This is a genomic window from Stutzerimonas stutzeri (genome assembly GCF_024448935.1).
Taxonomy (GTDB): Bacteria; Pseudomonadota; Gammaproteobacteria; order Pseudomonadales; family Pseudomonadaceae; genus Stutzerimonas; species Stutzerimonas stutzeri_AO.
This window is the reverse complement of record NZ_JAMOIE010000069.1, coordinates 1-26,755: the sequence shown is the minus strand read 5'-3', so window position 1 is coordinate 26,755 and position 26,755 is coordinate 1. Positions and strand designations below refer to the sequence as shown.

Here is a 26,755-nt window from a genome sequence, read left to right as displayed (position 1 = left end):
TCGTAAGAGGACCGGGGGTTTGTCTTTGGGTGAAGAAAAATTCGTTCGACTTTGGGGCCTCGCCTCGGCAGCAGAGGCTTGTCGAGCGTCCAGCCGCCCCACCTTTACTCAGGTTGAGGCGCGAGGGGTAATAGCTCATCGATCCGGGGGGTCCCGTTCTCGTCCGTCTACGCCTTACGTTGGATACCCACCACGTTTGCGCCACAGTAAAGCGCGTCTATCGAATCAGCCCAGGCTTGCATCATTTCCCGGCGCTGCTCCAGATAGATCGCGTGGTTGTAGGTGTCGCGGATTTCGTCGTTGTCGCCGTGGGCTAGCTGGCGTTCGATCCAGTCCCGGTTATAGCCGCGTGCGTTGAGTTCGGTGCTCAGCAGGTGGCGGAAGCCGTGGCCGGTCTGGCGCCCTTCGTAGCCCATCAGGCGCAGCGCCTTGTTAATCGTGTTCTCGCTCATTGGCCGGTCGGGGTTTTGCTGGCCTGCAAACACTAGCGGGTACTCGCCCGTGATTTCCTTGAGCTGGCGCAGGATAGCAACGGCTTGGTGGGGCAGGGGCACCACATGCGGGCGGCGGGCTTTCATACGCGCTTTCGGAATGGTCCAGGTCGCGCCGTCCAGATCGAACTCCGACCAGGGCGCTTGGCGCAGCTCACCAGGGCGAACGGCAGTCAGCACCAGCAAACGGATGGCGCAGCGGGTCAGGGTGTTGAGCGTGGTCGATTCGATCTTGCCCAGCAGCTCGGCCAGTTCGGCAAAGGCAACGTGCGGATGGTGGCGGGTGGCTTTCGGCGGCGCGGCTACCACGTCCAGGTCCGTGGCCGGGTTGGCTTCGACCACGCCACTGGCCAGACCGAAGCGGAATATCTGGTGCAGCCATTGGCGAATCTTGCCAGCGGCGTTCAGGGTGCCGCGCGCTTCGACCTTGCGCACCAGCTCGACCAGCTCCGGGCGGGTGATGGCTTTGACCGGGCGCGCACCGATGCCGGGGATCAGGTCGTTTTCCATGTACAGCCGCGCCTTGTGGGCGGTGCTTTCGGCCCAGCGTGGCGCGTTGTAGGCGTACCACTCCCGCGCCAGCGTCTCGAATGTGACGCCATCGCCCCGCTGCGCTTGTCTGGCGGCTTTTCTCTGCTCCCCGGGGTCGGTGCCCTCGGTTAGCATCTGGCGTGCCTCGTCGCGCCTCTGGCGGGCGTTCTGGAGCGTGACGGCAGGGTAGGTGCCAAGCGCCAGCATCTTTGCCTTACCGTCGAAGCGGTAGCGATAGCGCCACAGCTTGGAGCCGGACGGTGCTACTTCCAGGCATAACCCGTTGGCGTCCGTCAGCCGGTAGATCTTTTCCTTCGGCTTGGCGGTGCGGATAGTGGTATCGGATAAGGCCATTGCAATTCCCTCGCAAGCCGCGCCATTCGGGCGCTTCCATTATGTCGATGTGAGTAGATTTTTAGACCGAACCGGCTCTACTCACGAAACTACGCACAATTGTTTGGGCTTACAAGGGAAGGGTGGGGAAGTGCAGACAACAAAAAACCCGCACGGGGCGGGCTTCTTGTGGGCTTTCGGGTGGGTTTGACACCACCTGAAAACGAAAGGTGGTGCCCAGGGACGGAATCGAACCGCCGACACGGGGATTTTCAATCCCCTGCTCTACCGACTGAGCTACCTGGGCAACGGGGCGCTATTAGACGGATTTGGCTTTTGCCTGTCAAGCGCGGTTTTGGAAATATTTAGCAAGAACGGGCGTTTAGCGCTGCATGCCGGCTTATGTGGTCAAAACGGTTGGCCTGGGTTGGGTAGGACGTCGCTGAGCATGTCACCCCACCTCTCGCCATCATTCGCTTGGCGGTACGTAGCCTTCGGCCTGTGCGTATTCTTCGCCCGAAAGGAATTTGTCCATCTCGGTTTGCAGGAACTTGCGGTCTTCGGCGTTCATCATGTTCAGTCGGCGTTCGTTGATCAGCATGGTTTGATGCTTCTGCCAATCGTCCCAGGCTTTTTTCGATACGTTGTTATAGATGTCTTCGCCCTTGGCGCCAGGGTAGGGTGGGCGCTCCAGGCCGGGGAGTTGTTCTTTGTACTTGCGGCAGTTCACGGTGCGGGTCATGACATCTCTCCTGCGTTCAATTCGGCAGCGGCGCGCTTGAGCAGCGTCTTTACCGGGGCGGCAAGCCCCAGTCGCGGCGGGGTGGCGAGGTTATACCAGAGCCAGTCTGGCTCGGCCACGGCGTGGGCCTCGGACTTGACCCTGATCAGCCAAGGCTCAATGGCTAGTTGGAAGTGGCTGAAGGTGTGGGTCAGGCCCGGCAGCTCGCGACGCTCCTGAAGTTGTAGGGCGTGGCGTTGGGCAAGCGGGTCGAGCGCTGACAGGTCGTCCAACTCCGGCAGGCTCCAGAGTCCGCCCCAGAGACCCGTCGATGGGCGACGGTAAAGCAGGATGGCGCCGTCGCGATTGGCCAGCAGCGGCATCAACGTCCGCTTCTGTGGCAGCGCCTTGCGTGGCTTGGGCACCGGGAATTCGGTTTCCCGGCCCAGCAGATGAGCGCGGCAGCCTGCCTTCAGCGGGCAGAGCAGGCAGCTGGGTTTGCTGCGCGTGCAGAGTGTGGCGCCCAAGTCCATCATCGCCTGGGTGTAGTGGTTGACCCGGTTCTGCGGGGTCAGCCGCTCGGCCACTTCCCAGAGCTGCTTGGCGACTTTCGGTTCGCCTGGGTAGCCCTGCTGAGCGACATAACGCGCCAGGACGCGCTTGACGTTGCCGTCCAGGATCGGTGCCCGCAGGCCCATGCTCAGGCTGGCAATGGCTCCGGCAGTGGAGCGTCCAATGCCCGGCAATTCGGCCAGCTGTTCCACGTTTCGAGGAAATTCACCGCCGTGCTTGCCGACGATCAGCTTGGCAGTCTTGCGCAGGTTGCGCGCGCGGCTGTAGTAACCGAGCCCGGTCCACAGGTGTAGTACTTCATCTTCGTCGGCATTAGCCAGTGCCTCGACCGTCGGCAGCGCATCCATGAAGCGATCGAAGTAGCCAAGCGCGGTGCTGACCTGGGTCTGCTGCAGCATGATCTCCGATACCCAGACACGGTAGGGCGTGATGTCTTGCTGCCAGGGCAGATCCTTGCGCCCGTGGCGGTCGTACCAGTCGAGAACGGCAGCGCCGAACTGCTCGTCGTCCAGTGCTTGTGATGTCATCGACTGAACAGGCCTTTCAATGCGTCGTTCAGTTCAGGACTGACCTTGTCGCCCAGCTTCTCTTCGATGGCCTGGTTGAGCTTGTCACCCGCGAGCCGGGCGGCGATCTTGCCGAGGCGGTCATTGTCGAAGCGGCAGGCCTTGGCCCCGAGTTCCAAAGGCCCGCGGCAGCGCAGCGGCCATTCGATACCGACGTAGCGCTCGTTGACCGCACAGGCCGGGTCTGGCATCTCACCCTTGTCGCCCTCGATGACGATGCCGACGCGGTAGTCCATGCCAAGTACGCGCAGGTCCATATCGCCGTTGCCGTTTACCGTGAGGCCGGGAATGCTGACTTTCAGGTCCGGGTTGCTGGCGACGCCGTTGCGTAGGGTGAGGTTGCCTTTCAGTTCGCGGAACGGCGTGTCCTTGCTGCGCGGCGCGCTGTTAAGCGGCTTGCGATTGAGGGTGGCGATGGCGCGGCAGAGCTGCTGCTCGAGGTTGGCGTCGACGAGGACGCCGTTGTCGATGATGAAGCCGATCTTGCCGTTGAGGTTGTCGATCCAGGCTTGCTGGCTATTGCCCTGGGTGCGTAGATCGCTGTCCAGGTTAAGCAAGCCCTTGATCACCACCTGTTCGCCCTGGCTTTGCAGCAGGCCTTCGATCGGGACGTGCGCCATGCGGGTCTGGGCAGTGAGCAACGGTACCTGTGGTCGAACGTCGAGGCTTGCCGAGGCTTCCAGTTGGCCGTTGTAGAGCCCTCCGCGCAACTGCTCTAGGGTTAGCAGCCCGCCCGCAGTGCGTGCCTTGAGGGCGAAGTTATCGAGCGGCAGTTGCATTGCGGTGAGGTTGTCGATGTTCAAATTGACGCGCGTATCCAGGCGGCGCAGTGAGCCGACCGGCAGGACGGTCGCACTGCTCCAGGCATGCTGGGTTGGTTTGTCTGGCAGCGGCGTGGTGCCGCTGCCTATCACAGCCGCTTCGGTGGCCTTGACCTCGCTCTGGCGCGCGGCGCCAGCCGCATCATCCTTTCCTGGTGGGGGGAAGTAGCGATCGAGATTGAACTGGTCGCCGCTGAGGTCGACTCGCAACGATTGCTTGGCGAAATCGCTGACTGCGATCTGGCCGGTAAAGGTGCTGCCGTCCAGCTTCAGATTGATCTCTTCGAAGGTCAGGCTGGTCGGGGTACCGGCAAGACGGGTGACCAGCTCGGCCTTGCCCAGCGCGGTGTTGTCGGCCATGGCCGGGAGCTGTTGGCCGATGCTCTCGAGGAATTCGCGCAGGTTGAATTGCGCAATTGAGAGTGCCCCGCTGATCTTCGGTTGGTTCTGCAGGTCGCGGGCTTTCAGCTCGCCAAGACCGCGTAGCTGGTTGGCAGTGAACTTGAGGCTGGTCCACTCGGCAATGTCAGCGACCAGATCGGCCAGCAGTTGCCCCTGAGCGCTGAAGGAGAGGGTCTTGCCCTGTAATGGCTCGCCGGAGGCCTCGCCGCTCAAGCGCAGGTCCTCCAGCTGATAGCGCTGCAATTTGGTATCGAAGCGCAACGCGCCCTGCAATTCGGTGCGAGCGCGCATCACCGGCTTGTTGCTGCCGAAAAAGGCGTTGAGCTTGAGCGGAATCGAAGTGGCTTCGCGAATGGCCCCGGTGGTCAGCTCGATGCCTTCGGCGCTGAACTGCTGCCCGCTTTGTGCATCATGGTAGGTCACCCGTGCATCGCTGATGGTCAGGCTGTCGATGTCCAATCGCAGTGGACGCCGGGTGTTGTCGGACGGCTGTTCGTCGGTGGAGGGCTCGGCCGGTTGCGCTGCTGTATCGGGTGGCGTCTCGCGGGTGGCCGGTTGGCCTACACCTTCCCAGTTGCCGCGGCCCTTCTCGTCGCGGTTGAGCGTCAGATCGAGTCCGTTGAGGGTGATGTCGCTCATCTGCACTTCGCGGCTCAGCAACGGCAGTACCCGGACCGACAGCCCTAGCATGCGCAGGTCGGCGAAGGGTTGTTCGGGTGTTTGCACGCTGGCCAGGGTGGTGTCGTGCAATTCCAGGCCCAGCCAGGGAAACAGGCTCCAGCCGATGTCGCCGGCGATGTCCAGTTCGAGCCCGGCCTTTTCGCGGGCAAGTGCACCGATCTCGTCTTTATAGTCGTTGGGATCGAACAGATGCGTGAGGGCAAAGCCCAGTGCGACGATAAGGAGCAGCAACCCGAGGATTACCAGGCCCAGGATCTTGCCGAGCGATTTCATGGACAGGTCCTTTGTGTTTGGTATTCAAAAGCAGCGAGTATAGCGCCGGGTGTCATGGCTGTTTGCCGTGACTGGCGTTGGAGTGGCTAGCGGCGCCTGGGTTCCTACCCGCGCCGGTGGCACTGGCACCGTGTCGAGCGCGGCTTCGCGACGAAACGCTGATTGATCGCTAGATGGGATCCAGCGGCAGATGCGCCCGCGCGGCCAATGCTTGAGCTTCCAGATGATCCGCCGGTGCCGCCAGACGCAAATCTTTTCCGACTTCCCGCGCCAGGCGCTGGCTCTCTTCGAGGATGCGCCTACCGACGCCGCGACGGCGGGTGATCTTGCGCACGCACAGATGCGAGAGGCACCAGTGGTGCCCGTCGCGCTGCAGCAGGGCGGCGCCGAGCAGGCGGTCGTTAAAGCGACCGGCGATAAGGCTGCGATCGGCCAGTCCCGCCTCGATCAATGCTGCGGCGTCTGCGTGGGGCGCCAGTAGCCAGCTCGGTGCATCGGCAAAAATTTTCAGCAGATCGGTGCGGTCTTGCTGGCTGGGCTCGGTTACGGCTTCAACTGATACGGGCATGTTGACCTGCGCTGCTGATTTGGATGTCCGCAGCATAACCGTGCCGGCTTACCGGCGCACGACAGCGCTGCCGGCGACTGTTTGCAGTAGCCTGGCCATTGGGCGCGTATCGACGAGGGTGGGTTTGGGCCTATAATGCGGCTCATTTTTCGCCCCAACGATCAGCGGAGCTGTTGATGTCCGAACGTACGGCTTGCGTAGAGCGCAACACCCTGGAAACCCAGGTCAAGGCCACCATCAACCTGGACGGCACCGGTAAGAGCCGCTTCGCCATCGGCGTGCCATTTCTCGAGCACATGCTCGACCAGATCGCCCGCCACGGCCTGATTGATCTGGACATCGAATGCCAGGGCGATCTGCATATCGACGATCACCACACCGTGGAAGACGTCGGCATCACCCTCGGCCAGGCCTTTGCCAAGGCCGTCGGCGACAAGAAAGGGATGACCCGCTACGGGCATTCCTACGTGCCGCTGGACGAAGCCTTGTCGCGTGTCGTCATCGATTTTTCCGGGCGTCCGGGCTTGCAGATGCATGTCCCTTATACGCGTGCCGCTGTCGGCGGCTTCGATGTCGATCTGTTCCAGGAATTCTTCCAGGGCTTCGTCAACCACGCCTTGGTCACTCTGCACATCGACAATCTGCGCGGGCACAACACCCATCATCAGATCGAAACCGTGTTCAAGGCCTTCGGCCGCGCGCTGCGCATGGCAGTGACGCTGGACGAGCGCATGGCTGGGCAGATGCCGTCGACCAAGGGTTGCCTGTAATGCAGACCGTTGCAGTCATCGATTACGGCATGGGCAACCTGCATTCGGTTGCCAAGGCGCTCGAGCACGTCGGTGCCGGGCGGGTACTGATCACCAGCGATGCGCAGGTGATCCGAGAGGCTGATCGTGTGGTCTTTCCGGGTGTGGGTGCGATTCGCGATTGCATGGCGGAGATCCGCCGCCTGGGCTTCGACGAGCTGGTTCGGGAAGTCAGTGTCGATCGGCCGTTCCTCGGTATCTGCGTGGGCATGCAGGCACTGATGGAGCGCAGCGAGGAAAACGGCGGCGTCGACTGCATCGGCCTTTTTCCCGGCCAGGTTCGCTTCTTCGGTAAGGATCTGGAAGAGAATGGCGAGCGACTGAAAGTGCCGCATATGGGCTGGAACGAGGTGGAGCAGGCAGTCAGCCATCCGCTTTGGCACAATATTCCCACCGATGGCCGCTTCTATTTCGTGCACAGCTATTACATCGAGGCTGGCAATCCGCGGCAGGTGGTCGGTCGCGGTCATTACGGCAAGGACTTCGCCGCCGCGCTGGCCGATGGTTCGCGCTTCGCGGTGCAGTTCCATCCCGAGAAAAGCCACACCCATGGCCTGCAGCTGCTGCAGAATTTTGCCGCCTGGGATGGCCGCTGGTAATGAGCCGGGCGAAGCTCAAGGCACCGGTCCTGACGCTGGACACCGCTCAGGAGCAGGCTGCGCAGCAGATCATCAAGCGCTTTCTGAAAGATCGCTTCGAACTGGAGCTCGGCTCGTTCGAGGCGCAGGAAGTGCTCGATCTGGTCGCTCGTGAAATAGCTCCGCTGTATTACAACAAGGCGATCTTCGACGTGCAGACGCACCTGAAAGAAAGGTTCGAGAGCATCGAGAGCGACTTGTGGGCGCTCGAAAAAAGCAGCTGAAAGCTTCAAGCCCCAAGCTGCAAGAGAAACAGATACGCATGCTTGCAGCTTGCAGCTTGCAGCTTGCCGCTCTTTGACGAAGGAAAAAGTATGCTGATTATTCCCGCGATCGATCTTAAAGACGGCGCCTGCGTGCGTCTGCGTCAAGGGCTGATGGACGACGCCACGGTGTTCTCCGATGACCCGGTGGCCATGGCCGCCAAATGGATCGGGGCCGGTTGCCGCCGTCTGCACCTGGTCGACCTCAACGGTGCCTTCGAGGGTCAGCCGGTCAATGGCGATGTGGTCACCGCCATCGCCAAGCGCTACCCAGACCTGCCTATCCAGATCGGCGGTGGCATCCGCTCGCTGGAAACCATCGAGCATTACGTTCGCGCCGGCGTCAGCTACGTGATCATCGGTACCAAGGCGGTCAAGCAGCCCGAGTTCGTCGGGGAAGCCTGCCGTGCCTTTCCGGGCAAGGTGATTGTCGGCCTGGATGCGAAGGATGGCTTCGTCGCTACCGATGGCTGGGCAGAAGTTTCCAGCGTGCAGGCGGTCGATCTGGCGCGCCGCTTCGAGGCCGATGGCGTCTCGGCGATCGTCTACACCGACATCGCCAAGGACGGCATGATGCAGGGCTGCAACGTCGAGGCCACGGTGGCGCTGGCCAATGCCAGCCGCATCCCGGTGATCGCGTCCGGTGGCATCCACAACCTCGGTGATATTCAGAAGCTGCTCGATACCAACACGCCCGGGATCGTCGGCGCCATTACCGGTCGGGCGATCTACGAGGGTACACTCGATGTGGCCGAAGCGCAGGCGTTGTGTAATCTGAAGCTGAAAGTCGAATAAAGGCGCTGGAGGCCGGAGGCTGGACGATTGGCGAGCTGCCTTTTCGTCCAGCCCCGAGCCTTCAGCCTCCAGCGGTTTTTATCAGGAGGCCAGCATGGCCCTCGCCAAACGCATCATTCCCTGCCTCGACGTGGACAATGGCCGCGTGGTCAAGGGCGTTCAGTTCGAGAACATCCGTGACGCCGGTGATCCGGTGGAAATCGCCCGCCGCTACGACGAGCAGGGCGCTGACGAGATCACCTTTCTCGACATCACGGCAAGCGTCGACAACCGCGACACCACACTGCACACCGTGGAGCGGATGGCCAGCCAGGTGTTCATCCCGCTGACCGTGGGCGGCGGCGTGCGCAGCGTGCAGGACATCCGTAACCTGCTCAATGCTGGCGCCGACAAGGTGTCGATCAACACCGCTGCGGTCTTCACCCCGGAGTTCGTCGGCGAGGCGGCCGATCGCTTCGGTTCGCAGTGCATCGTCGTCGCCATCGATGCCAAGCGGGTTTCTGAACCGGGCGAAACGCCACGTTGGGAAATCTTCACCCATGGCGGCCGCAAGCCGACCGGGCTGGACGCGGTGCTCTGGGCGCAGAAGATGGAAGCGCTGGGCGCCGGTGAAATCCTCCTGACCAGCATGGATCAGGACGGCGTCAAGAACGGCTATGACCTGGGCGTCACCCGTGCCATCAGCGAAGCGGTGCATGTTCCGGTAATCGCCTCCGGTGGGGTCGGCAATCTCCAACATCTGGCTGATGGGGTTCTGCAAGGCAAGGCCGATGCGGTGCTAGCCGCAAGCATCTTCCATTTCGGCGAGTACAGCGTGCCGGAAGCCAAGGCGTACATGGCCAGCTGCGGCATCGTGATGCGCTGAACCGGCGCGTCGCGGACTGTGCTCAGAGCTGCAGTTAAAATCATACAAGGACACAGCCGCCACATACCGCGGCTGCCGCATCAAGGAACTACGCCATGTTCAAGAACACGCTGTTGACGCTGGCCGCCAGCTTGTCGCTGATCACTTCTGCCGCACAGTCCGCGCCGGAACCGATCAACCTGCTCACCGAGAACTTCCCGCCCTATAACCTGGCGGTAGGCGGCACGAATTTTGCGCGCTGCGTAGCAGTGGCTGATGGCAAATTGGCTCGATCGTTTGTGCGGCGCGTCACATCGTGAGAATAGCTACACGGCGCCTGGTTCATAAGTTGCCAAACTTCATGAAGGTGCGACACACGCATGGACTCTGCTAGGCAGTTGTCAACGCTGTGTCGCCTGGATGTTTGCATACGGAGAGGGAGCGATGAGACCAATTCTAGTGGCCGGGCTGTTGCTGTTGATGGTCGCCTCGGCCAGGGCAGAACTGCCCGATGACTACAAAATGGTGCTGCTGACCGAAAATTTCCCGCCTTTCAACATGGCGGCGGCCGGCAAGAACTACGCGGCAGACCGCAACATCAGCGGGATCAACGCCGAGATCGTGCGCGAGATGTTCAAGCGTGCCGGGATCGCCTACAGCCTGACGCTGCGTTTTCCCTGGGAGCGCATCTACAACCAGGCGCAGCAACACCCGGACCAGGGGCTGTTCTCCACCACCTACACACCCGAGCGTGAACCACTGTTCAAGTGGGTCGGCCCGCTGGCCAGTACCGGGTGGGTACTGCTGGCCCCGGCCGGTAGCCCGATGCGGCTGAGTTCGCTCGACCAGGCGCAGCAGTACCGGATCGGTGCATACAAGAACGATGCGGTTAGCCAGCATCTGGAAAGCAAGGGTTTCGAGCCGATCAATTCACTGCGCGACCAGGAAAACATCAGCAAGCTGCTCAAGGGGCAGATAGACCTATGGGCGACAACCGACCCAGTCGGGCCGTATCTGGCCAAACAGGAAGGCGTAAGCGGGCTGACCACGGTGTTGCGCTTTAACGACGCGCAGCTTTTCCTTGCGCTGAACAGGCAGACGTCGGATGAAGTCGTTACGCGGTTGCAGAAAGCGCTGAACGAGATGAAGAGCGACGGCGCTATCGACGCCATCATGCGCCGTTATCTCTGATGACTTATCGATACAGGCCGTTGGCGCCATGGGCGACCATGGCGCGGTTGCCCCGGGTGGCGATCATCTGACCGATGTCCACCCAATCGATACCCTGCGCTTCCAGCTTCGGCAGTTCGCGCTCCAGCAGGGCAAGTGTGGCAGGGTGCGGATGACCGATCAGCACAACTGAACCCTGTTCGCGGGCCAGTTGTACGGCTGCCCGAAATTGTATGGCAGCGGCCTCGGGGCCGGGGTCGTCATCGAGAAAGATGTCACGCGACAGGCTTGCCAAGCCAATGCGTTGTGCGGTCGCGGCTGCAACGGTTGCCGCATTGGTACGGCTGTCGAGAAAGAACAGGTGGCGCTCTTGCAGCTGCCGCATGAGCGACGCCATGGGCCGCTGCCGGTCGGTCATCTGGCTGCCCATGTGATTGTTCACGCCACTGGCATGGGGCACTTTTGCCAGGGCGCTGGTCAGTCGACGGTCAAGCTCGGCTGAAGGAAGCTGCGGTTGCCAGGCGTAAGGCCCGCCAGCGGGGGCCATGGGCAGATGCAACATGACGGTCTTGCCTGCAGCTTTGGCCCGCTCGGCCAAGTCCGTGGCGTTCCGGGTATCCGGCAGAATCGCCATGGCCACTGGGCCGGGCAGGGCCAGAACGCGTGCGTCCCGCGCCGCGTTCTGCCCAAGGTCATCGATTACCAGTGCCAGCTTCGGCATTCGCGAGACGGTTGCCAGGTGATCTGCTGTGCCTGTTTTACCGTCGTCAGTCGTAGCCCCGCCAATTGCCGACAGCGGGACCAGGACCCCTACTAACAGAGCCAGAACCCAAGGCATCCGCTACTGGCCGCGGATGAGGTTCAAGCCCTTGAGCAGATTCAGTGCCTGACCGAGTTGATAGTCCTCATCCTGAGGGCGAGGAGAGTCGCTGACGATCGGTGCCGTAGTAGGACGTTCCGCGCCGCCGTTGCCATTGCCGAGGTGCCCGGCCAGGTCGGCCTCGCGAATGCCTTCGGCAGCTTGTTCGCGCGTCAGTTTGGCCCGGGTGACGCGGATATCCGGCTCGATTCCCTGTGCCTGAATCGAGCGTCCGTTGGGTGTGTAATAGAGCGCGGTGGTGAGCTTGAGGGCACGGTCGTTGTTCAGTGGAAGTACCGTCTGCACCGAGCCTTTTCCGAAGCTGTCGGTCCCCATGACCACACCACGCTTCTGATCCTGCAAGGCGCCGGCCACGATTTCCGACGCCGAGGCGCTACCTCCGTTGATCAGCACGACCAGCGAAACGCCTTCGCTGGCATCGGCCGCGTCTGCGGTGAAGCGCAGCTCAGAGTTGGCGATGCGGCCCTTGGTGTAAACGATCAAGCCACCAGTCAGGAAATGGTCGGACACTTCCACTGCAGCCTGGAGCACCCCGCCGGGATTGTTGCGCAGGTCGAGCACCAGTCCGTTGAGCTTGTTGCCATTTTCCTTGCGCAAGCTCGCCAAGGCCTTAGCGACTTCCTCGCCGGTATTGATCTGAAATTGCGTTACGCGCAGGTAGCCATAGCCGGGCTCAAGCAGCTGACTCTTGACGCTGTTGACCTTGATCACCGCACGGGTGAGCTTGACGGTGAAAGGTTTGCTGCCCTCACGAACCAATGACAGCGATATATCGCTGCCTGGCTTGCCGCGCATCATGCCAACCGCATCCATCATGGACATGCCCTTGGTCGGCTTGCCGTCGATCTTGACGATCAGATCGCCAGCCTCGATGCCGGCCTTGGAGGCTGGGGTATCGTCGATTGGCGATACCACCTTGATGAATCCGTCTTCGATCCCGACTTCGATACCCAGGCCGCCGAACTCACCGCTGGTGCTCTCCTGCAGTTCGGCAAAGGCATCAGGTTCGAGGTAGGCGGAATGGGGATCGAGGTTGCTGAGCATGCCCTTGATGGCATTTTCCAGAAGTGTCTTGTCGTCGACCGGCTCCACGTATGCGGCCTTGATCCGGTCCAGCACTTCGGCAAAGGTCCTCAGCTCCTCCAGCGGCAGCGGCGCTTTTTGGCTCGCAGCGTTCAGCTGGAGTGGTTCTGGCGCGATCTCTGCGGGCGATTGCTGCGCCCAGGCGCTACCGTACGTCCCTAGCATGAGGGCCAAGGCCAGGGTGGAGGGTTGGGCGAAACGGCACAGGTGCAGCATGTTTGACTCCAGTTGTGAGGGGCGCGCTAACAGCCGGCTCGGCTTATCCCTGCGCACGACACCATTGTGCCGGATCGCTCGGGCGACCCTGTTGGCGAATGGCGAAATACAGTGCGGCTGCTTCTTGCCCGCCACTGGTTCCTACGGTGGCGATCGGATCGCCCGCCTTGACGATGTCACCTGCATCACGCAGCAGGCTCTGGTTGTGCCCATAAAGGCTCAGATAACCATTGCCATGATCGAGGATCACCAACAGACCGGCGCCACGCAGCCAATCAGCGAATACCACCCGGCCCCCGTGCACGGCTCGGACCTGGGTACCAATGTCGGCGCCGATCAGCACGCCGTCCCACTTGGTTCGAGCGTCGCCACCGCGGGGAGTGCCATAGCGTGCCACCAATCTTCCGTCCACCGGCCAGGGCAGCTTGCCCTTGGCCTTGGCGAAGGGGCCGCCAGCATTCCCGCCAGCGCTTGAGACAATCGGGCCGGCCGATGCTGATGGGGTGCGGCCGGCCTGTTGCTGGCGTGCCTGCTCTTCGCGGGCCTCGGCCAACCTGCGTTGACGCGCCTGCTCGGCTTCACGCGCCTGGCGAGCAAGGGTTTCTTCGATGGTCTTGAGCACCCGCTCCAGCTGCGCCTGCTCCTGCTTGCGCGCTTTGAGCTTCTGGTCGCGGCCGGACAAGTCTTTATCAAGTTTGGCCAGCGTTACCTGGCGCTCCTTGCGGACTTCGGCCAGTTGCTCGCGTCGTTGTCTGAGGCCGTCCTGCTGTTCGGCTAATATTGCCTGCTGCTTCTGAATGCCGGCTTCTACGCCGGCCAGTTGGCGTAGCGTCTCGTTAAAGCTTTCGAGCTGCTCGAAGCGGGCTTTGCTGAGATAGTCATAGTAGGTCAGCGTACGGCTGAACTTTTCCGGGTTCTGCTGGTTGAGCAGCAGCTTGAGGTATTCCTTGCGGCCGCTCTGATAAGCCGCGCGCGCCTGAATGCCAATCAGGCGCTGTTGTTCGAGGCGCGCACCTTCAAGCGTGGCTTTCTGGTCGTTGAGGCGTTCGAGCTCGGCTTCGCTGCGATCGATTTCCTGCTGCAAAGCGTCAACCTGTTTTTCCAGCTGGCCCATCTCGCTTTCGGTAGTCTGCAGTTGCTTCTGGACCGCGGATTTTTCCTGTTCGATCTGCTTGAGCAGCTTCTGCAATTCCGCGACGTCCTGGCGCGCCGCTTCGATCTGCTTGCGCGCATCGGCGCGCTCGTCGGCCATGGCTGGGCCAAGCAGACAAACAAGCGCTACTACAAGAAGAATACGGGGCATGAGAGGGCGTAACCGTGAGTTCAACGACTGCCGTAGTATGCCTAAAAAAGCAGCGGCAAGCTTCAAGCCACAAGCTTCAAGTAAAAAACAAAAAGCGTGACGGCATCTGGGCGGCAGCCGCCCCACTGACTTGCTTGCAGCTTGCAGCTTGCAGCTATCAGCTCAGTTCGACAAGTGAGCGGCCGGTCATTTCCGCCGGTACCGGCATGCCCAGCAGCGTCAGCATGGTCGGTGCGACATCGGCGAGCACGCCGCCTTCGCGGATGGTCAGGTTACGCTTGCCAACATAGATGAAGGGAACCGGCTCGCAAGTATGGGCGGTGTGCGCCTGGCCGGTCATGACGTCCTCCATCAGCTCGACGTTGCCGTGATCGGCGGTGATCAACGCTTCGCCTCCGACCCTTTCCAGCGCTTCAACGATCCGTCCGACACAGATGTCCAGGCATTCCACGGCCTTGACCGCAGCGTCGAACACGCCAGTATGGCCGACCATGTCGCCGTTGGCGTAGTTGACGATGATCACGTCGTAACGCTGGTTCTCGATGGCCTCGACGATGCGATCAGTCACTTCGGGCGCGCTCATTTCTGGCTGCATGTCGTAGGTGGCGACCTGTGGCGATGGAATGAGGATGCGTTCCTCGCCGGGAAACGGCTCCTCACGACCGCCGGAAAAGAAGAAGGTGACGTGGGCGTACTTCTCGGTCTCGGCAATGCGCAGTTGGGTTTTGCCGTTGTTGGCGAGGTATTCGCCGAGCACGTTGGTGAGGGCTTCGGGAGCGAAAGCCGAGGGTGCGGGGATGCTTGCAGCGTACTGCGTCAGCATGACGAAACCAGCCAGTTGCGGTACCCGGGCGCGCTTGAATTCGCTGAAGCCAGGTTCGACAAAACAGCGCGTCAGTTCACGTGCACGGTCGGCGCGGAAGTTCATGAATACCACGGCATCGCCGTCCTCGACACGGACCGGCTCGCCAATGGTGGTGGCCTTGACGAACTCGTCGCTCTCGCCTCGCTCGTAGGCGGCGATCAGCCCGTCAACTGCATAGTCGGCGTGGTGCTCAGCTTTTCCGTCGACAATCAGGCTGTACGCCTGCTCGACCCGGTCCCAGCGGTTGTCACGATCCATGGCGAAGTAGCGGCCAATCAGGCTGGCAATGCGCCCTTTGCCCAGACGGGTAAAGGTGGCTTGCATCAGTTCGATGGAGTGCTGTGCGCTCTTCGGCGGCGTGTCGCGGCCGTCAAGAAAGGCGTGCAGGTAGATGTGTTCGGCGCCGCGCCTGGCAGCCAGCTCAGCCATGGCAACCAGATGATCCTGGTGGCTGTGAACGCCTCCGTCGGAAAGCAGGCCGAGGATATGCACGGCCTTGCCTGCACCCACTGCCTTATCGACGGCGGTGCAGATGGTGGGGTTCTCGAAGAACTCGCCGTCGCGGATGGATTTGGTGACCTTCGTGAAGTCCTGGTACACCACGCGGCCCGCGCCCAGGTTCATGTGGCCCACTTCGGAATTGCCCATCTGCCCGTCCGGCAGACCCACATCCATGCCGCTGCCAGAGATCAGTCCGTGCGGTTGGCTGGCCAACAGACGGTCATAGACGGGTTTGTTGGCGGCGTGGATGGCATTGAATTCGGGACTGTCGCTGTGTCCGAAGCCGTCGAGAATGACCAATACCAGGGGTTTGGGCGCGGCGGGCATGTGTCTTGCTCCTTGCACGGGGTCGCGAAAAAAAGGCGGCCAGTCTAATAGTTGGCCGGTTGGGCGTCACGATTCGCAGGGTTCAGCCTGGTGGAGGGGCTGTGTATACTGGCCCGCATTTTATCCCCCGGGTACCCTTTAGATGGTCGCTAACCTGATTGAATTTGTCTCTAACAACTATGTTCTTGTCAGTATCTTCTTGGTGCTGCTGGTGCTTCTCGCGATCACCGAGGCACGCAAGGGCGGCAAGAGCCTGAGCAACCGCGAGCTGACTGGCCTGGTCAACCGCGACGAAGGCGTGGTGTTGGACGTGCGCGCGAAGAAGGAGTTCGACGCCGGCCATATTGTCGACTCATTGAACATTCCCCACGAGAAGCTGGTCAGCCGACTGGGCGAGCTGGAAAAGCACAAGGGCAAGACCATCGTGGTCGTCGACGCCATGGGCCAGCACGCCGGAACGGCCTGCCGTGAGCTGCAGAAGGCAGGCTTCACTGCCGCGAAGCTGTCCGGAGGGATTGCCAGCTGGCGCGGCGAAAATCTGCCAGTGGTTAAATAATTATGTCCAAAGTCGTCATGTACACCACCGCCTGGTGCCCGTTTTGCATCAGGGCCAAGAGCCTGCTTGATCGCAAGGGCGTCAGCTACGAGGAAATCCCCGTCGACGGCAAGCCTGCGTTGCGCTCGGAAATGGCGGCAAAGGCTGGGCGGACATCTGTCCCGCAGATTTGGATTGGTGACGAACACGTCGGTGGCTGCGACGAGCTGCACGCGTTGGAGCGGGCTGGCCGCCTGGACGCGATGCTTCAGGCGTGACTCCAATAAAACGGCCTGTCGGTAGCGGATGAAATCCCGCTACGGGCGGCGCGACTCAAACTCGACATGCACAACAAGAAGGCTTCACATGACTGAACAAGCAAACAATGGTGCCGCCGCAGGTCAGGAAGAGCCTGGCGCGCAGTTTTCCCTGCAGCGGATCTATGTCCGTGACCTCTCTTTCGAAGCCCCGAAAAGTCCGGAAATCTTCCGCCAGGAATGGAATCCGAGCGTTGCACTGGACCTGAACACCAAGCAGAAGTCGCTGGAAGGTGATTTCCATGAGGTGGTGCTGACCCTTTCCGTAACGGTCAAGACCGGTGAGGAAGTCGCCTTCATTGCTGAAGTGCAGCAGGCCGGTATCTTCCTGATCAAGGGCCTCGAAGCGCAGGCCATGAGCCATACGCTTGGCGCGTTCTGCCCGAACATTCTGTTCCCCTACGCTCGGGAAGCGCTCGACAGCCTCGTCACGCGCGGTTCCTTCCCGGCTTTGATGCTGGCACCAGTGAACTTCGATGCGCTCTACGCTCAGGAAATGGCGCGCATGCAACAAGGCGGCGAAACGCCGGCCACTGCTCACTGATAAAGGCTGCGGCAAGCAACAAGCTTCAAGTAAGCACGGAGCACGAAAAAGCTGGGTGTTCTTTCAGCGAAGGCCCCGACACTAAACTGGCTTGCAGCTTGCAGCTTGCAGCTTGCAGCTTGCAGCTTGCAGCTTGCAGCTTGCATTAGCGTACCTTCACGACCAGCTTGCCGACCGCTCTGCGCTGGGCCAGTGTATTGATTGCGTCAGCCGTCTTTTCAAGCGCGAAGGTCTGCGATACCAGAGGTTTCAGTTTGCCCTCGGCATGCCAGGCGAATAGCTGCTTGAAGTTGGCTGCGTTGTCGTGCGGCTGGCGTCGCGCGAAGCTGCCCCAGAAAACCCCTATCAGGGCGGCGCCCTTGAGCAGTGGCAGGTTGGCGGGCAGGGACGGGATATCTCCAGCGGCGAAACCGACCACCAGCATGCGGCCGTTCCAGGCAATGCTGCGGAACGCTTCTTCGAACAGCTGGCCACCGACCGGGTCGTAGATCACGTCTACGCCCTGACCTGCAGTCAGTTCCTTCAGGCGCTCCTTGAGGCTGGTATCGGTGTAGTTGATCAGCTCATCGGCGCCGGCCTGTTTGGCAACCTCAAGCTTTTCAGCTGTAGAGGCTGCGGCGATCACTTTCGCACCCATGGCTTTGCCTATTTCCACTGCAGCCAGACCAACGCCGCCGGAGGCGCCAAGCACCAGCAAGGTCTCACCCGGCTGCAGGTTGGCGCGTTGTTTCAGGGCGTGCATCGAAGTGCCGTAGGTCATGCTGAACGCCGCAGCCGTATCGAAATCCATCGTTGGTGGAATCGGCAACACGCTGTCCCCAGGCACCGCAACCTGTTCGGCAAAGCTGCCCCAGCCGGTCAGCCCCATCACCCGGTCACCGACCTTCAGATGGGTAACCTTTTCGCCCACTGCGGCAACGACGCCTGCTGCTTCACCACCGGGGGAGAACGGGAAGGGCGGTTTGAACTGGTATTTCCCTTCGATCATCAAGGTATCCGGAAAGTTGACGCCGGCTGCATGTACGTCGAGCAGCACTTCGCCCTTTTTGATCTGCGGGCCGTCGACGTCTTCGACTACGAGGTTTTCGGCCGGGCCAAATTCTTTGCACAGGACAGCTTTCATCGGGTCACCTTTAGTTGTTGGAAATGAGGCTAAGGCCGCTTTTGCGCTTCGGTCAGTCTAGGAGCCTGATCGCCCGGCGCAACAAGCATGGTCTGTCCTGATGGCAGTATATAAGGCCGGGCTTGGGTCCGTGCTCGACACTGGTTATGCTGGGAACCGTAACCTTTGGAGTTGTCTTGTGAAGCGCATTTTCTTTCTGCTGTTCGCTCTGGTTATGGCTCTGCCGGTTGTTGCCGAAACGTCCGAAACCGACGCTGCTGCAAAAAAAACCAGCTATTACGCCCTCGTGCCTGCGCTGGTTGGTAACTACGGTTCAGAAGGTCGGCTGAAGTATTACAAGGCCGATATTGCCCTGCGCGTCAGCGGGGCCGAGGCGGAAGCGAAGGTGAAACATCACGAGCCGCTGATTCGCAATCAGCTGGTGGCCCTGTTCTCGCAGCAAACCGATGCCAGTATCGGCACGGTCGAGGCCAAGGAGGCTCTGCGGCAGGAGGCGCTCAAGCAGGTGCAGGGGGTCCTCTCCCAGGAAGAAGGCCAGCCTCTGGTGGACGATCTGTTGTTCAACAATCTGATCGTCCAGTGAGCTGGTTCGGCTAACGCAAGGTTGGCTCAGCGCATGGCCAGTATGGCGTGCCATTGGTGCTCGCTGACGGGCATCACGGAAAGCCGGCTGCCGCTCTGCACCAGGCGCATTTGCGCGAGCGCCGGCTCTGCTTTCAGTCGAGGCAGTGTGATTACGGATTCAAAGCGCTCGACGAATTCGACATCGACCGCGCTCCAGGTGTTAGTCGCGTCATCGGTTCGGGGGTCGTAATAGGGGCTGTCGGGGTCCGTTGCCGTCGGGTCCGGGTAGGCGGCACTTGCAATGCGGCCGATTCCGGCTATCCCGGGGGTGGCGCAGCTGGAGTGGTAGAAGAAGAAGCTATCGCCTTCGGCCATCTGCCGCATGAAGTTCCGCGCCTGGTAATTGCGCACGCCATCCCAGCGACTTCTGCCGAGTTTCCCCAGGTATTGAATGGAAAACTCATCCGGTTCCGATTTCATCAGCCAGTACGGCATGATCTTTGCATCCTGAAGATTGTTTGGAAGGGTTCTCGAACGCGAAGTCCCCGACAATCGGTCGCAACGCCGGTTTGCGCTGGGCCGAGTCATGGCGGAGAATGCCGCGCTTGAGGTTGGCGGTGTCGAGTCTGAAAAACCAAAACGATACTGACTCGACAGACGATCATTCGCCTAGCAGGGGGAGGCGAAAAACTATGAAACGTAAGCCAGATATTCTTTGGGTCCTGGTGCTGATTTTCGGTCTCGGCGTGGTGACGACAGGTTATACCCAGGGATTGTGGGAGCGACCGGACGACGCCTCTTCTGCGGTTCCGATCAGTCACTCGCAACAACTTCAGCGCTGAGCTGATTCGCCGCACGGATGCGGCCTGCTACATGCGCTCGAATGCTCCCGATTTCCTGCCTTACTTCTTCCTGCCTTCCTTCGCATACCAGCCGTCATCGGTCACCGTGGCCTGGAGGGGAACATCCCAGCTGGCCAAAGGGAGTCTATCGACCTTTTGACAGTCGTGAGCCAGCCCTAATAGTGTCGGTTTGTGACCATTTTTGCGCCTGTCGCGATACGCAAGGCTGCGATCGTAAAAGCCGCCGCCCATGCCCAGGCGCCCGCCGCTTTCGTCGAACCCCACCAAGGGCATCAGCACCAGATCGAGCGTCCAGATACGTCGTTGCCTTGTCTGGCGAAACGCGGGCTCGGGAATGCCAAAGCGATTTGGCTTCAGATGCTCGTTGGGCATGATTCGCTGAAACACCATGCGTGTCCGCGGCCAGGCGTTTAGCACGGGTAGGTAGGTCGCTTTGCCCCGTCGTTGTGCTTCTCGCAGCAGCGGGCGTGGGTCGATCTCGCCATCATTTGGCAGATACAGGGCGATGTGGCGAGCCCGGCGAAAGATCGGGTGCTGGGCCAGTTGTCGGTAGAGATTTCGTGCTGCCCGACGTTGTTGAGTCGGGGAAAGCTGGCGCCGCGCTTGGCGCAACTGGCGTCGCAGCGCCGGGCGAGAAAGGCCTTCGGCTACGATCATGAAATGAGGCTCCCCAGCATGCCGCTGCCCGCGTAGGCCCTTGAACCCGAGAGTTCAAGGTGGCGACTACAGAGTACCTTAAGGCTTTCCGTCAGGCGGACATGCACACCGGCACTACGTGTAGCCTCCATGGTGTTGCTTATCGGGAGAGGGTCATCGCCGACTGGCGAACATGCCAGGGAGTGAACAGGATTATAACGCAATCTGGCTGCCGTTCATCAGTTGCCGGTCGGGTTTGGATCGGCGGCCAGTGCGCTGTCGACTCGCTCCAGCAGGGAACGTACGTGCTCCCGTGCGCTGTTGGCTTCGGCGTCCAGTCGGTCATGCTTGTGCAGCAGCTCGTGGGTGATGTTCAGCGCTGCCATGACTGCCACGCGATCAGCGCCGATGACTTTGCCGCTGCTGCGGATCTCACGCATCTTGCGGTCCAGGTAATGGGCGGCGTCTTCGAGATTGCTGCGTTCTTCGGGTGGGCAGGAGATGCAATATTCCTTGTCCATGATGTGCACGGTAACGGTGTTCGGCTGGGTCATGAGTCCTGCTCCAGAGCTTTCAGGCGCGAAATCATTGATTCGACCTTCGCGCGGGCCATTTGGTTCTTTTCGATCAGATGAGCGCGCTCCTCGCGCCACGCCTGCTCAGCCTGGCGCAGCAGTCGATTCTGCGCCTTGAGTTGCTCGGTGCGCTGAATCAGCTGCTCCAGCTTGGCAGTCAGCAATTGCAGGTCGGCGTCTTCCATGGGATTCCCGGGTCAATGGCGCGAGCGCTGGGTGGGCCGGCTTCGATGGTCTTGGCTCGTATGCCGATGCTAGGATACAGGCCTTCATTCTAGACATTAGCGCCTCTGCGCGCCTAGCTGCCAATGCCCATTCAGAACTCGCCTTACGCTGCTTTCGCTACATTGTTGGCCAGCAGTGCCCAACCCGTCACCCCCGCCGAGCTGCACGGACTGTTGCTCGGGCGCAGCTGCGCCGGCGCTGGTTTCGATGCCGAAACCTGGCTGAGCGATGCTGTCGAGCTGCTTGGCGCTGAACCTGACGAGCCGGTGCGCCAAGCGCTTATCGGACTGCAGGAGATGGTCAAGGGCGAGCTCGCCGGCGATGACATTGCCATCGTCCTGCTGCTGCCGAGCGATGAAGCATCGCTGACCGAGCGTGCGCTGGCCCTGGGTCAGTGGTGCCAGAGCTTCCTGACCGGGTTCGGTCTGGTCGCCGGCGATCGTGCGCTGAGCGGCGAAGCGATAGAAGTGCTGCAGGATCTGGCGGCCATCGCGCAGATCCAGGACTCGCTGGACGAGTCCGAAGGTGGCGAGAACGACTACATGGAGGTCACGGAATACCTGCGCGTTGCGCCCCTGCTGTTATTCACTGAGTGCGCCAAGCCGGTACCGCCGGCGCCCAAGCCCTCCCTGCATTGAGGACCACTCGTCCATGACCCGTATCCCCAAGTCCGAATATGCCCGTCGGCGCAAGGCGCTGATGGCTGAGATGGAGCCTAACAGCATCGCCATCCTGCCGGCCGCGCCGATGTACATTCGCAACCGCGACGTCGAACACATCTACCGTCAGGACAGTGATTTTCAATATCTCTCCGGATTTCCCGAGCCCGAGGCAGTGATTGCGCTGATCCCGGGTCGAGCGCACGGCGAGTATGTGCTGTTCTGCCGGGAGCGCGATCCGGCTCGCGAGTTATGGGATGGTCTACGCGCGGGTCAGGATGGCGCCATGTCGGACTACGGCGCTGATGATGCCTTCTCCATCGGCAATATAGACGACATCCTTCCCGGTCTGATCGAAGGACGTTCACGCGTCTACTACGCGATCGGCAGCAACCCGGAATTCGATCATCGCTTGATGGAGTGGATCAACACCATCCGTTCCAAAGCCCGTCAAGGGGCGCAGCCGCCGAACGAATTCGTCGTCCTCGACCATCTGCTGCACCACCTGCGCCTGTACAAGTCGGCGGACGAAATAAAGGTGATGAAGCACGCTGCGGAGATCTCCGCGCGCGCCCACATCCGTGCCATGCAGGCCAGCCGTGCCGGACTCCACGAATACCACCTGGAAGCCGAGCTGGATTACCAGTTCCGCAAAGGCGGAGCGAAGATGCCGGCCTACGGTTCCATCGTCGCGGCCGGAAAGAACGCTTGCATCTTGCACTACCGCGAGAACGATGCGCAGCTGAAGGATGGCGACCTGGTGCTGATCGACGCCGGCTGTGAAATCGACTGCTACGCCAGCGACATCACCCGCACCTTTCCGGTCAGCGGCCGCTTTTCGCCCGAGCAGAAAGCTATTTATGAGCTGGTGCTGGCTGCCAACGAAGAAGCCTTCAAGCATATCGCGCCCGGCAGGCATTGGAACGAGGCCCACGAGGCGACCGTTCGGGTAATCACCGCCGGATTGGTCGAGCTGGGATTGCTTCAGGGTGACGTCGATGAGCTGATTGCCGCCGAAGCCTACAAAACCTTCTACATGCACCGCGCCGGCCACTGGCTGGGCATGGACGTGCATGATGTCGGTGATTACAAGGTCGGCGGCGATTGGCGCGTTCTGGAGCCCGGCATGGCGATGACCGTCGAGCCGGGCATCTATATCGCGGCTGACAATCAGGACGTGGCGAAGAAGTGGCGTGGCATCGGCGTGCGCATCGAAGATGATGTGGTGGTGACCCCCAACGGTTGCGAAATTCTTACTGGCGGTGTGCCTAAGACCGTTGACGAGATCGAGGCCCTGATGGTGGTTTCCGCCGAGGTCGCGTAGATGGCAACCTTGGCGATCATCGGAGGCGGGCTGGTTGGTGCGAGTTTGGCGTTGGCGGTGCAAAGTGGAGCGAAACAGCGCGGCTGGACGATCGAGCTGATCGAGCCGTTCGAGCCGGACAACCACTACCAGCCCAGCTATGACGCGCGTTCTACCGCGTTGTCCTACGGGACTCGGCTTATCTACCAGCGCCTGGGTATATGGGATCAGATCGCCGAACGTGCAGAGCCAATCACCGATATCCATGTATCCGACCGCGGACGTGCAGGTGTCACCAGGCTCGACGCCAGTAGTCAGCGTGTGCCGGCGCTGGGTTATGTGGTGGAAAACGCCTGGATCGGCCGTTGTCTCTGGCAGGCCCTCGATGACGACATAGTGGTTCGCCATTGCCCTGCTGAAGTCGAGCAGATGCGAGCCGTGCCGGGCGGCTATCAGCTGACATTGACTGACAGTCAGACGCTCGACTGTCATCTCGCGGTTCTGGCCGATGGTGGTCGCTCAGGCCTGCGTGAGCAGCTCGGCATCAGGATCAAGCAATCGCCCTATGGGCAGACGGCGCTGATCGCCAATGTTACGCCCGGTATGGCGCACGGCGGTCGCGCGTTCGAGCGCTTCACCGATGAGGGGCCGATGGCGTTGCTGCCGCTGCCGGATAACCGCTGCGCTCTGGTCTGGACTCGGCCGGAACGGGATGCAGCGCGTCTTGCCGCGATCCCTGAAGCGGAGTTCCTCGAAGAGCTTCAGCAGGCGTTCGGCTATCGGCTTGGCGGTTTCCAGCAGGTTGGCGCGCGGCACCTCTATCCGCTTGTGCTGATCGAAGCTGAAGAGCAGGTTCGCTCTGGGCTGGTCGTGCTGGGTAATGCTGCGCACAGCTTGCACCCTGTCGCCGGGCAGGGTTACAACCTGTCCCTCCGTGACACCGAGGCCCTTGCGGTCGCGCTCTTGAGCAGTTCGGCGCCGCCGGGCGACCTGAGCGTTTTGCAGGCTTATCATCGCAAGCAGCGTTCGGACCAGCGCGTCACGGTGGGTTTTTCCGATCAACTGACCCAGCTGTTCGGTGATTCGGGTCGCCTTTCCATTGCCGGGCGAAATCTTGGGTTGCTGGGGCTGGATCTGCTGCCCCCCGCCAAAGCCTGGTTCGCGAGACAGGCAATGGGACTGGGCGTACGCGAACGTTAGGGGCGCGTTGAATGCTCCGTCTATGCGGGACCGGTAACTGCCACGCTGAACCGTAAGGCACGCTGCCCGAGCGAGCGTTAACGCAGTCGAGCGGACCTACCACATTTGCAGGCTAGGCGAACAGGAGAGAGCAGCAATGCAAGCGGACCTCATCATCGTTGGCGCTGGGATGGTTGGCAGTACCTTGGCCCTGGCCCTGCAGGACTCCGGCCTCACCATCAAACTGGTCGACGGCGGCCCGCTGGAAGTGCAGCCGTTCAAATCCTCGGACTCCTTCGAGCCTCGCGTCAGTGCCCTGTCGGCTGCCAGTCAGCGGATTCTCCAGCGTGTGGGCGCCTGGCGGGGGATTGTCGGTCGACGCGCTAGTCCCTATCTGGACATGCACGTGTGGGACGGCTCCGGCACTGGCCATATCGATTTCTCCGCCGCCGCGGTGCATGCCGATGTACTGGGTCACATCGTCGAGAATCGTGTCGTGCAGGATGCTCTGCTGGAGGCGCTGAAGAGCCGTGGTTCGGTGGCGCTCAAGGGCAACGCGCGTCTTGAGCAGCTGCAGCAGAACGATAACGGTTGGACGCTGACGACGGATGACGGTCAGCAGCTGAGCGCCGGGCTGATAGTCGCTGCCGACGGTGCCAACTCTACGGTCCGCCAACTGGCCGGCTGCGAAACCCGCGAGTGGGATTATCTGCATCACGCCATAGTCACCAGCGTGCGCTGTGTTGAGCCGCACCAGCAGGCTGCGTGGCAGCGTTTCACCGACGAAGGACCGCTGGCGTTCCTGCCCTTGCAACGGGAGGGTGACACCCATTGGTGCTCCATCGTCTGGTCTGTCACGGAGCCCGAGGCGCAGCGGCTGATGGCGCTGGACGATGATGCGTTCTGTCGGGCGCTTGGTCGCGCCTTCGAATATCGCTTGGGTGAGATAGCCGAGGCCGATCCGCGCTTATGCATCCCGCTGCGCCAACGCCATGCAAAGCGTTACGTACAGCCCGGGTTGGCATTGATTGGCGACGCTGCTCACACCCTTCATCCGTTGGCCGGGCAGGGCGTCAACCTTGGGTTGCTCGACGCAGCGGTGCTTGCAGAAGTGATCCAGGGCGCGGTATCGCGTGGTGTTCGGCTGGGTGACCCGCGGGTGTTGGGGCGTTTCGAGCGGCGCCGGATGCCCCATAACCTGGCCATGATGGCGGCAATGGAGGGGTTCGAGCGCTTGTTCCAGGCCGACCCACTGCCGCTGCGCTGGTTGCGCAATGCCGGGCTGAAAGGTGTTCAGACTCTGCCCGCAGCCAAGGCGCTGTTCGTTCGCCAAGCACTGGGTTTGAGCGGAGATATGCCGGAGCTGGCTAGGCTCTGATCGGTTACGGACCCGCCGCTGATGATGCGCGAATTGTCGTGTTGAGAAAGTAAATGACATTCACTATTATTCAGTCTCTGAACAAATCATGAGAGGCTGATCCATGCAGGCAAGCAAAGGTTTACTCGCCGTTCTCGCGCTCACCGCGCTGTCGAGTGCTGTACAGGCTGCCGAGGAAGTAGTGGTCTACTCTTCGCGGATCGATGAGCTGATCAAGCCGGTCTTCGATGCCTACACGGCCAAGTCCGGCGTCGACGTCAAGTTCATCACGGACAAGGAAGCGCCGCTGATGGCCCGCATCAAGGCCGAAGGCGAAAACACGCCGGCGGATCTGCTCCTGACGGTAGATGCTGGCAACCTCTGGCAAGCCGAGCAGATGGGGATCCTGCAGCCGATGAACTCGGCGGTAGTTAACGCCAACATCCCTTCGCAGTACCGCTCCTCTACTGATGGCTGGACGGGTTTGTCGCTGCGGGCGCGGACCATCGTTTATTCACCCGAGCGTGTGGAAGAGGGTGAGCTGACGACCTACGAAGCCCTGGCCGACAAGAACTGGGAAGGCCGTCTGTGCCTGCGGACCAGCAAGAAGGTTTATAACCAGTCCCTGACCGCTACCCTGATCGAAACCCATGGCGCCGAGAAGACCGAAGAAATCATCAAGGGTTGGGTCAATAACCTTGCTACAGACGTGTTCGCCGACGACACCGCGTTGATTCAGGCAATCGATGCCGGTCAGTGTGATGCAGGTATCGTCAACACCTACTACTTCGGCCGCTTGCATGCGCAGAACCCGGATCTGAAAGCCAAGCTTTTCTGGCCGAATCAGGATGGCCGCGGTGTACACGTCAACCTGTCGGGCATCGGCCTGACCAAGCATGCGCCGCACCCCGAGGCTGCACGCAAGCTGGTCGAGTGGATGACCACCCCCGAAGCGCAAAGCATCTTTGCCGATATCAACATGGAATTTCCGGCGAACCCCGAGGTGAAATCTTCGGCTGAGGTCTCTGCTTGGGGTGATTTCAAGGCGGACACTATCCCGGTCGAAGTTGCCGGCAAGCGTCAGGCTGAAGCGATCATGCTGATGGACCGCGCCGGCTGGAGGTAAGGCAGCTGTACCAGCGGCAAGCCTCAAGCTCCAAGCTTCAAGAAAAGGCAGTCCGAACTTGACAGCTTTTCGGCGCCCTCCACCACACTGATTCG

The 26,755-nt window shown here is 61.1% G+C and carries 31 protein-coding genes, 1 tRNA gene and 1 other RNA gene; 17 read left to right on the top strand and 16 right to left on the bottom strand.

All coding sequences use genetic code 11. The annotated features are described in order from the left end of the window. Positions 1-167: 167 nt before the first annotated feature. The 6 genes from NA637_RS17810 to panM all read right to left on the bottom strand — a co-directional run bounded on the left by NA637_RS17810 (position 168) and on the right by panM (position 5,960). The gene (locus NA637_RS17810; protein ID WP_256073631.1) at positions 168-1,376 is read right to left on the bottom strand and encodes a tyrosine-type recombinase/integrase; all 1,209 of its coding nucleotides are present in this window, start codon (positions 1,374-1,376) and stop codon (positions 168-170) included. A gap of 210 nt (positions 1,377-1,586) precedes the next feature. Then, positions 1,587-1,662, bottom strand: a tRNA-Phe gene (locus NA637_RS17805). A gap of 162 nt (positions 1,663-1,824) precedes the next feature. After that, on the bottom strand, positions 1,825-2,097 hold the full coding sequence (locus NA637_RS17800) for an oxidative damage protection protein (protein WP_256073629.1): 273 nt from the start codon (positions 2,095-2,097) through the stop codon (positions 1,825-1,827). Then, positions 2,094-3,161 carry an A/G-specific adenine glycosylase gene (gene mutY, locus NA637_RS17795; protein ID WP_272889191.1) on the bottom strand — a complete coding sequence of 356 codons (1,068 nt, stop codon included), beginning with the start codon at positions 3,159-3,161 and terminating at the stop codon, positions 2,094-2,096. The genes NA637_RS17800 and mutY overlap by 4 nt, the downstream gene beginning before the upstream one ends. 11 nt (positions 3,162-3,172) lie before the next feature. Then, positions 3,173-5,392, bottom strand: a complete 2,220-nt coding sequence (locus tag NA637_RS17790; protein ID WP_256073627.1) for an AsmA family protein — start codon at positions 5,390-5,392, stop codon at positions 3,173-3,175. 169 nt (positions 5,393-5,561) lie between these two features. After that, positions 5,562-5,960 (bottom strand): aspartate 1-decarboxylase autocleavage activator PanM, encoded by a 399-nt coding sequence (panM, locus tag NA637_RS17785; RefSeq protein WP_256073626.1) that lies wholly within the window; start codon positions 5,958-5,960, stop codon positions 5,562-5,564. Between the two features lie 176 nt (positions 5,961-6,136). Here panM and hisB point away from each other — a divergent pair, with 176 nt between their 5' ends. The 7 genes from hisB to NA637_RS17750 all read left to right on the top strand — a co-directional run bounded on the left by hisB (position 6,137) and on the right by NA637_RS17750 (position 10,500). Further along, a complete protein-coding gene (gene hisB, locus NA637_RS17780) occupies positions 6,137-6,730 on the top strand; it encodes an imidazoleglycerol-phosphate dehydratase HisB (protein WP_256073625.1) in 594 nt (197 codons plus the stop codon). Beyond that, on the top strand, positions 6,730-7,368 hold the full coding sequence (hisH, locus tag NA637_RS17775) for an imidazole glycerol phosphate synthase subunit HisH (RefSeq protein WP_256073624.1): 639 nt from the start codon (positions 6,730-6,732) through the stop codon (positions 7,366-7,368). The genes hisB and hisH overlap by 1 nt, the downstream gene beginning before the upstream one ends. Continuing rightward, positions 7,368-7,631 (top strand): DUF2164 domain-containing protein, encoded by a 264-nt coding sequence (locus NA637_RS17770; protein ID WP_256073623.1) that lies wholly within the window; start codon positions 7,368-7,370, stop codon positions 7,629-7,631. The genes hisH and NA637_RS17770 overlap by 1 nt, the downstream gene beginning before the upstream one ends. A gap of 90 nt (positions 7,632-7,721) precedes the next feature. Next, positions 7,722-8,465: a 1-(5-phosphoribosyl)-5-[(5-phosphoribosylamino)methylideneamino]imidazole-4-carboxamide isomerase gene (hisA, locus tag NA637_RS17765; protein WP_256073622.1), complete on the top strand. Its 744-nt coding sequence runs from the start codon at positions 7,722-7,724 to the stop codon at positions 8,463-8,465. A gap of 94 nt (positions 8,466-8,559) precedes the next feature. After that, positions 8,560-9,330 (top strand): imidazole glycerol phosphate synthase subunit HisF, encoded by a 771-nt coding sequence (gene hisF, locus NA637_RS17760; RefSeq protein WP_256073621.1) that lies wholly within the window; start codon positions 8,560-8,562, stop codon positions 9,328-9,330. Positions 9,331-9,425: 95 nt separating this feature from the next. After that, on the top strand, positions 9,426-9,629 hold the full coding sequence (locus tag NA637_RS17755) for a hypothetical protein (protein ID WP_256073620.1): 204 nt from the start codon (positions 9,426-9,428) through the stop codon (positions 9,627-9,629). A 124-nt stretch (positions 9,630-9,753) separates the two neighbouring features. Continuing rightward, positions 9,754-10,500, top strand: coding sequence for a substrate-binding periplasmic protein (locus NA637_RS17750; RefSeq protein ID WP_256073619.1), 747 nt, complete (start codon positions 9,754-9,756; stop codon positions 10,498-10,500). 4 nt (positions 10,501-10,504) lie between these two features. Here the strand turns inward: NA637_RS17750 and NA637_RS17745 are convergent, their stop codons facing one another. The 4 genes from NA637_RS17745 to gpmI all read right to left on the bottom strand — a co-directional run bounded on the left by NA637_RS17745 (position 10,505) and on the right by gpmI (position 15,654). Continuing rightward, positions 10,505-11,305, bottom strand: coding sequence for a divergent polysaccharide deacetylase family protein (locus NA637_RS17745; RefSeq protein ID WP_423836745.1), 801 nt, complete (start codon positions 11,303-11,305; stop codon positions 10,505-10,507). A gap of 15 nt (positions 11,306-11,320) precedes the next feature. Continuing rightward, positions 11,321-12,658, bottom strand: a complete 1,338-nt coding sequence (locus tag NA637_RS17740) for a S41 family peptidase (RefSeq protein ID WP_256073617.1) — start codon at positions 12,656-12,658, stop codon at positions 11,321-11,323. 43 nt (positions 12,659-12,701) lie between these two features. Continuing rightward, positions 12,702-13,961, bottom strand: a complete 1,260-nt coding sequence (locus NA637_RS17735; RefSeq protein ID WP_256073616.1) for a murein hydrolase activator EnvC family protein — start codon at positions 13,959-13,961, stop codon at positions 12,702-12,704. A 157-nt stretch (positions 13,962-14,118) separates the two neighbouring features. Then, on the bottom strand, positions 14,119-15,654 hold the full coding sequence (gene gpmI / locus NA637_RS17730) for a 2,3-bisphosphoglycerate-independent phosphoglycerate mutase (RefSeq protein ID WP_256073615.1): 1,536 nt from the start codon (positions 15,652-15,654) through the stop codon (positions 14,119-14,121). 142 nt (positions 15,655-15,796) lie between these two features. On the opposite strand from gpmI, the gene NA637_RS17725 reads away from it, so the two are divergent. The 3 genes from NA637_RS17725 to secB all read left to right on the top strand — a co-directional run bounded on the left by NA637_RS17725 (position 15,797) and on the right by secB (position 17,050). Beyond that, positions 15,797-16,210 (top strand): rhodanese-like domain-containing protein, encoded by a 414-nt coding sequence (locus NA637_RS17725; protein ID WP_256073614.1) that lies wholly within the window; start codon positions 15,797-15,799, stop codon positions 16,208-16,210. 2 nt (positions 16,211-16,212) lie between these two features. Next, the gene (grxC, locus tag NA637_RS17720; protein WP_045423478.1) at positions 16,213-16,467 is read left to right on the top strand and encodes a glutaredoxin 3; all 255 of its coding nucleotides are present in this window, start codon (positions 16,213-16,215) and stop codon (positions 16,465-16,467) included. Positions 16,468-16,555: 88 nt separating this feature from the next. Further along, a complete protein-coding gene (gene secB, locus NA637_RS17715) occupies positions 16,556-17,050 on the top strand; it encodes a protein-export chaperone SecB (RefSeq protein ID WP_256073613.1) in 495 nt (164 codons plus the stop codon). 145 nt (positions 17,051-17,195) lie between these two features. Here secB and NA637_RS17710 read toward each other — a convergent pair whose 3' ends face one another. Beyond that, positions 17,196-18,173, bottom strand: coding sequence for an NADPH:quinone oxidoreductase family protein (locus tag NA637_RS17710; protein WP_256073612.1), 978 nt, complete (start codon positions 18,171-18,173; stop codon positions 17,196-17,198). Positions 18,174-18,351: 178 nt separating this feature from the next. On the opposite strand from NA637_RS17710, the gene NA637_RS17705 reads away from it, so the two are divergent. Further along, entirely contained in the window at positions 18,352-18,756 is a 405-nt protein-coding gene (locus tag NA637_RS17705) for a flagellar basal body-associated protein FliL (protein ID WP_256073632.1), read from the top strand. A 26-nt stretch (positions 18,757-18,782) separates the two neighbouring features. On the opposite strand, the gene NA637_RS17700 is transcribed toward NA637_RS17705, so the two are convergent. Continuing rightward, positions 18,783-19,232, bottom strand: a complete 450-nt coding sequence (locus NA637_RS17700) for an EVE domain-containing protein (protein WP_256073610.1) — start codon at positions 19,230-19,232, stop codon at positions 18,783-18,785. A 197-nt stretch (positions 19,233-19,429) separates the two neighbouring features. Between NA637_RS17700 and NA637_RS17695 the strand changes: the two genes are divergently transcribed. Next, positions 19,430-19,579, top strand: coding sequence for a hypothetical protein (locus tag NA637_RS17695; RefSeq protein ID WP_256073609.1), 150 nt, complete (start codon positions 19,430-19,432; stop codon positions 19,577-19,579). Positions 19,580-19,639: 60 nt separating this feature from the next. Here the strand turns inward: NA637_RS17695 and NA637_RS17690 are convergent, their stop codons facing one another. From NA637_RS17690 to NA637_RS17675, 4 genes are all read right to left on the bottom strand, one after another. Next, positions 19,640-20,257 carry a 5-formyltetrahydrofolate cyclo-ligase gene (locus NA637_RS17690; protein ID WP_256073608.1) on the bottom strand — a complete coding sequence of 206 codons (618 nt, stop codon included), beginning with the start codon at positions 20,255-20,257 and terminating at the stop codon, positions 19,640-19,642. Positions 20,258-20,263: 6 nt separating this feature from the next. Continuing rightward, a non-coding RNA gene (gene ssrS, locus NA637_RS17685) (6S RNA) lies at positions 20,264-20,442 on the bottom strand. Between the two features lie 33 nt (positions 20,443-20,475). Next, positions 20,476-20,790: a cell division protein ZapA gene (locus NA637_RS17680; protein ID WP_256073606.1), complete on the bottom strand. Its 315-nt coding sequence runs from the start codon at positions 20,788-20,790 to the stop codon at positions 20,476-20,478. Further along, a complete protein-coding gene (locus tag NA637_RS17675) occupies positions 20,787-20,996 on the bottom strand; it encodes a TIGR02449 family protein (protein ID WP_256073605.1) in 210 nt (69 codons plus the stop codon). The genes NA637_RS17680 and NA637_RS17675 overlap by 4 nt, the downstream gene beginning before the upstream one ends. 123 nt (positions 20,997-21,119) lie before the next feature. On the opposite strand from NA637_RS17675, the gene NA637_RS17670 reads away from it, so the two are divergent. The 5 genes from NA637_RS17670 to NA637_RS17650 all read left to right on the top strand — a co-directional run bounded on the left by NA637_RS17670 (position 21,120) and on the right by NA637_RS17650 (position 26,660). Then, positions 21,120-21,674, top strand: coding sequence for a YecA family protein (locus tag NA637_RS17670; protein ID WP_256073604.1), 555 nt, complete (start codon positions 21,120-21,122; stop codon positions 21,672-21,674). 13 nt (positions 21,675-21,687) lie between these two features. Then, positions 21,688-23,019, top strand: coding sequence for a Xaa-Pro aminopeptidase (gene pepP / locus NA637_RS17665; protein ID WP_256073603.1), 1,332 nt, complete (start codon positions 21,688-21,690; stop codon positions 23,017-23,019). Beyond that, on the top strand, positions 23,020-24,198 hold the full coding sequence (gene ubiH / locus NA637_RS17660) for a 2-octaprenyl-6-methoxyphenyl hydroxylase (RefSeq protein WP_256073602.1): 1,179 nt from the start codon (positions 23,020-23,022) through the stop codon (positions 24,196-24,198). A gap of 136 nt (positions 24,199-24,334) precedes the next feature. Further along, entirely contained in the window at positions 24,335-25,555 is a 1,221-nt protein-coding gene (locus NA637_RS17655) for a 2-octaprenyl-3-methyl-6-methoxy-1,4-benzoquinol hydroxylase (RefSeq protein ID WP_256073601.1), read from the top strand. Between the two features lie 103 nt (positions 25,556-25,658). Next, positions 25,659-26,660: an extracellular solute-binding protein gene (locus tag NA637_RS17650; RefSeq protein ID WP_256073600.1), complete on the top strand. Its 1,002-nt coding sequence runs from the start codon at positions 25,659-25,661 to the stop codon at positions 26,658-26,660. Positions 26,661-26,755: the final 95 nt, after the last annotated feature.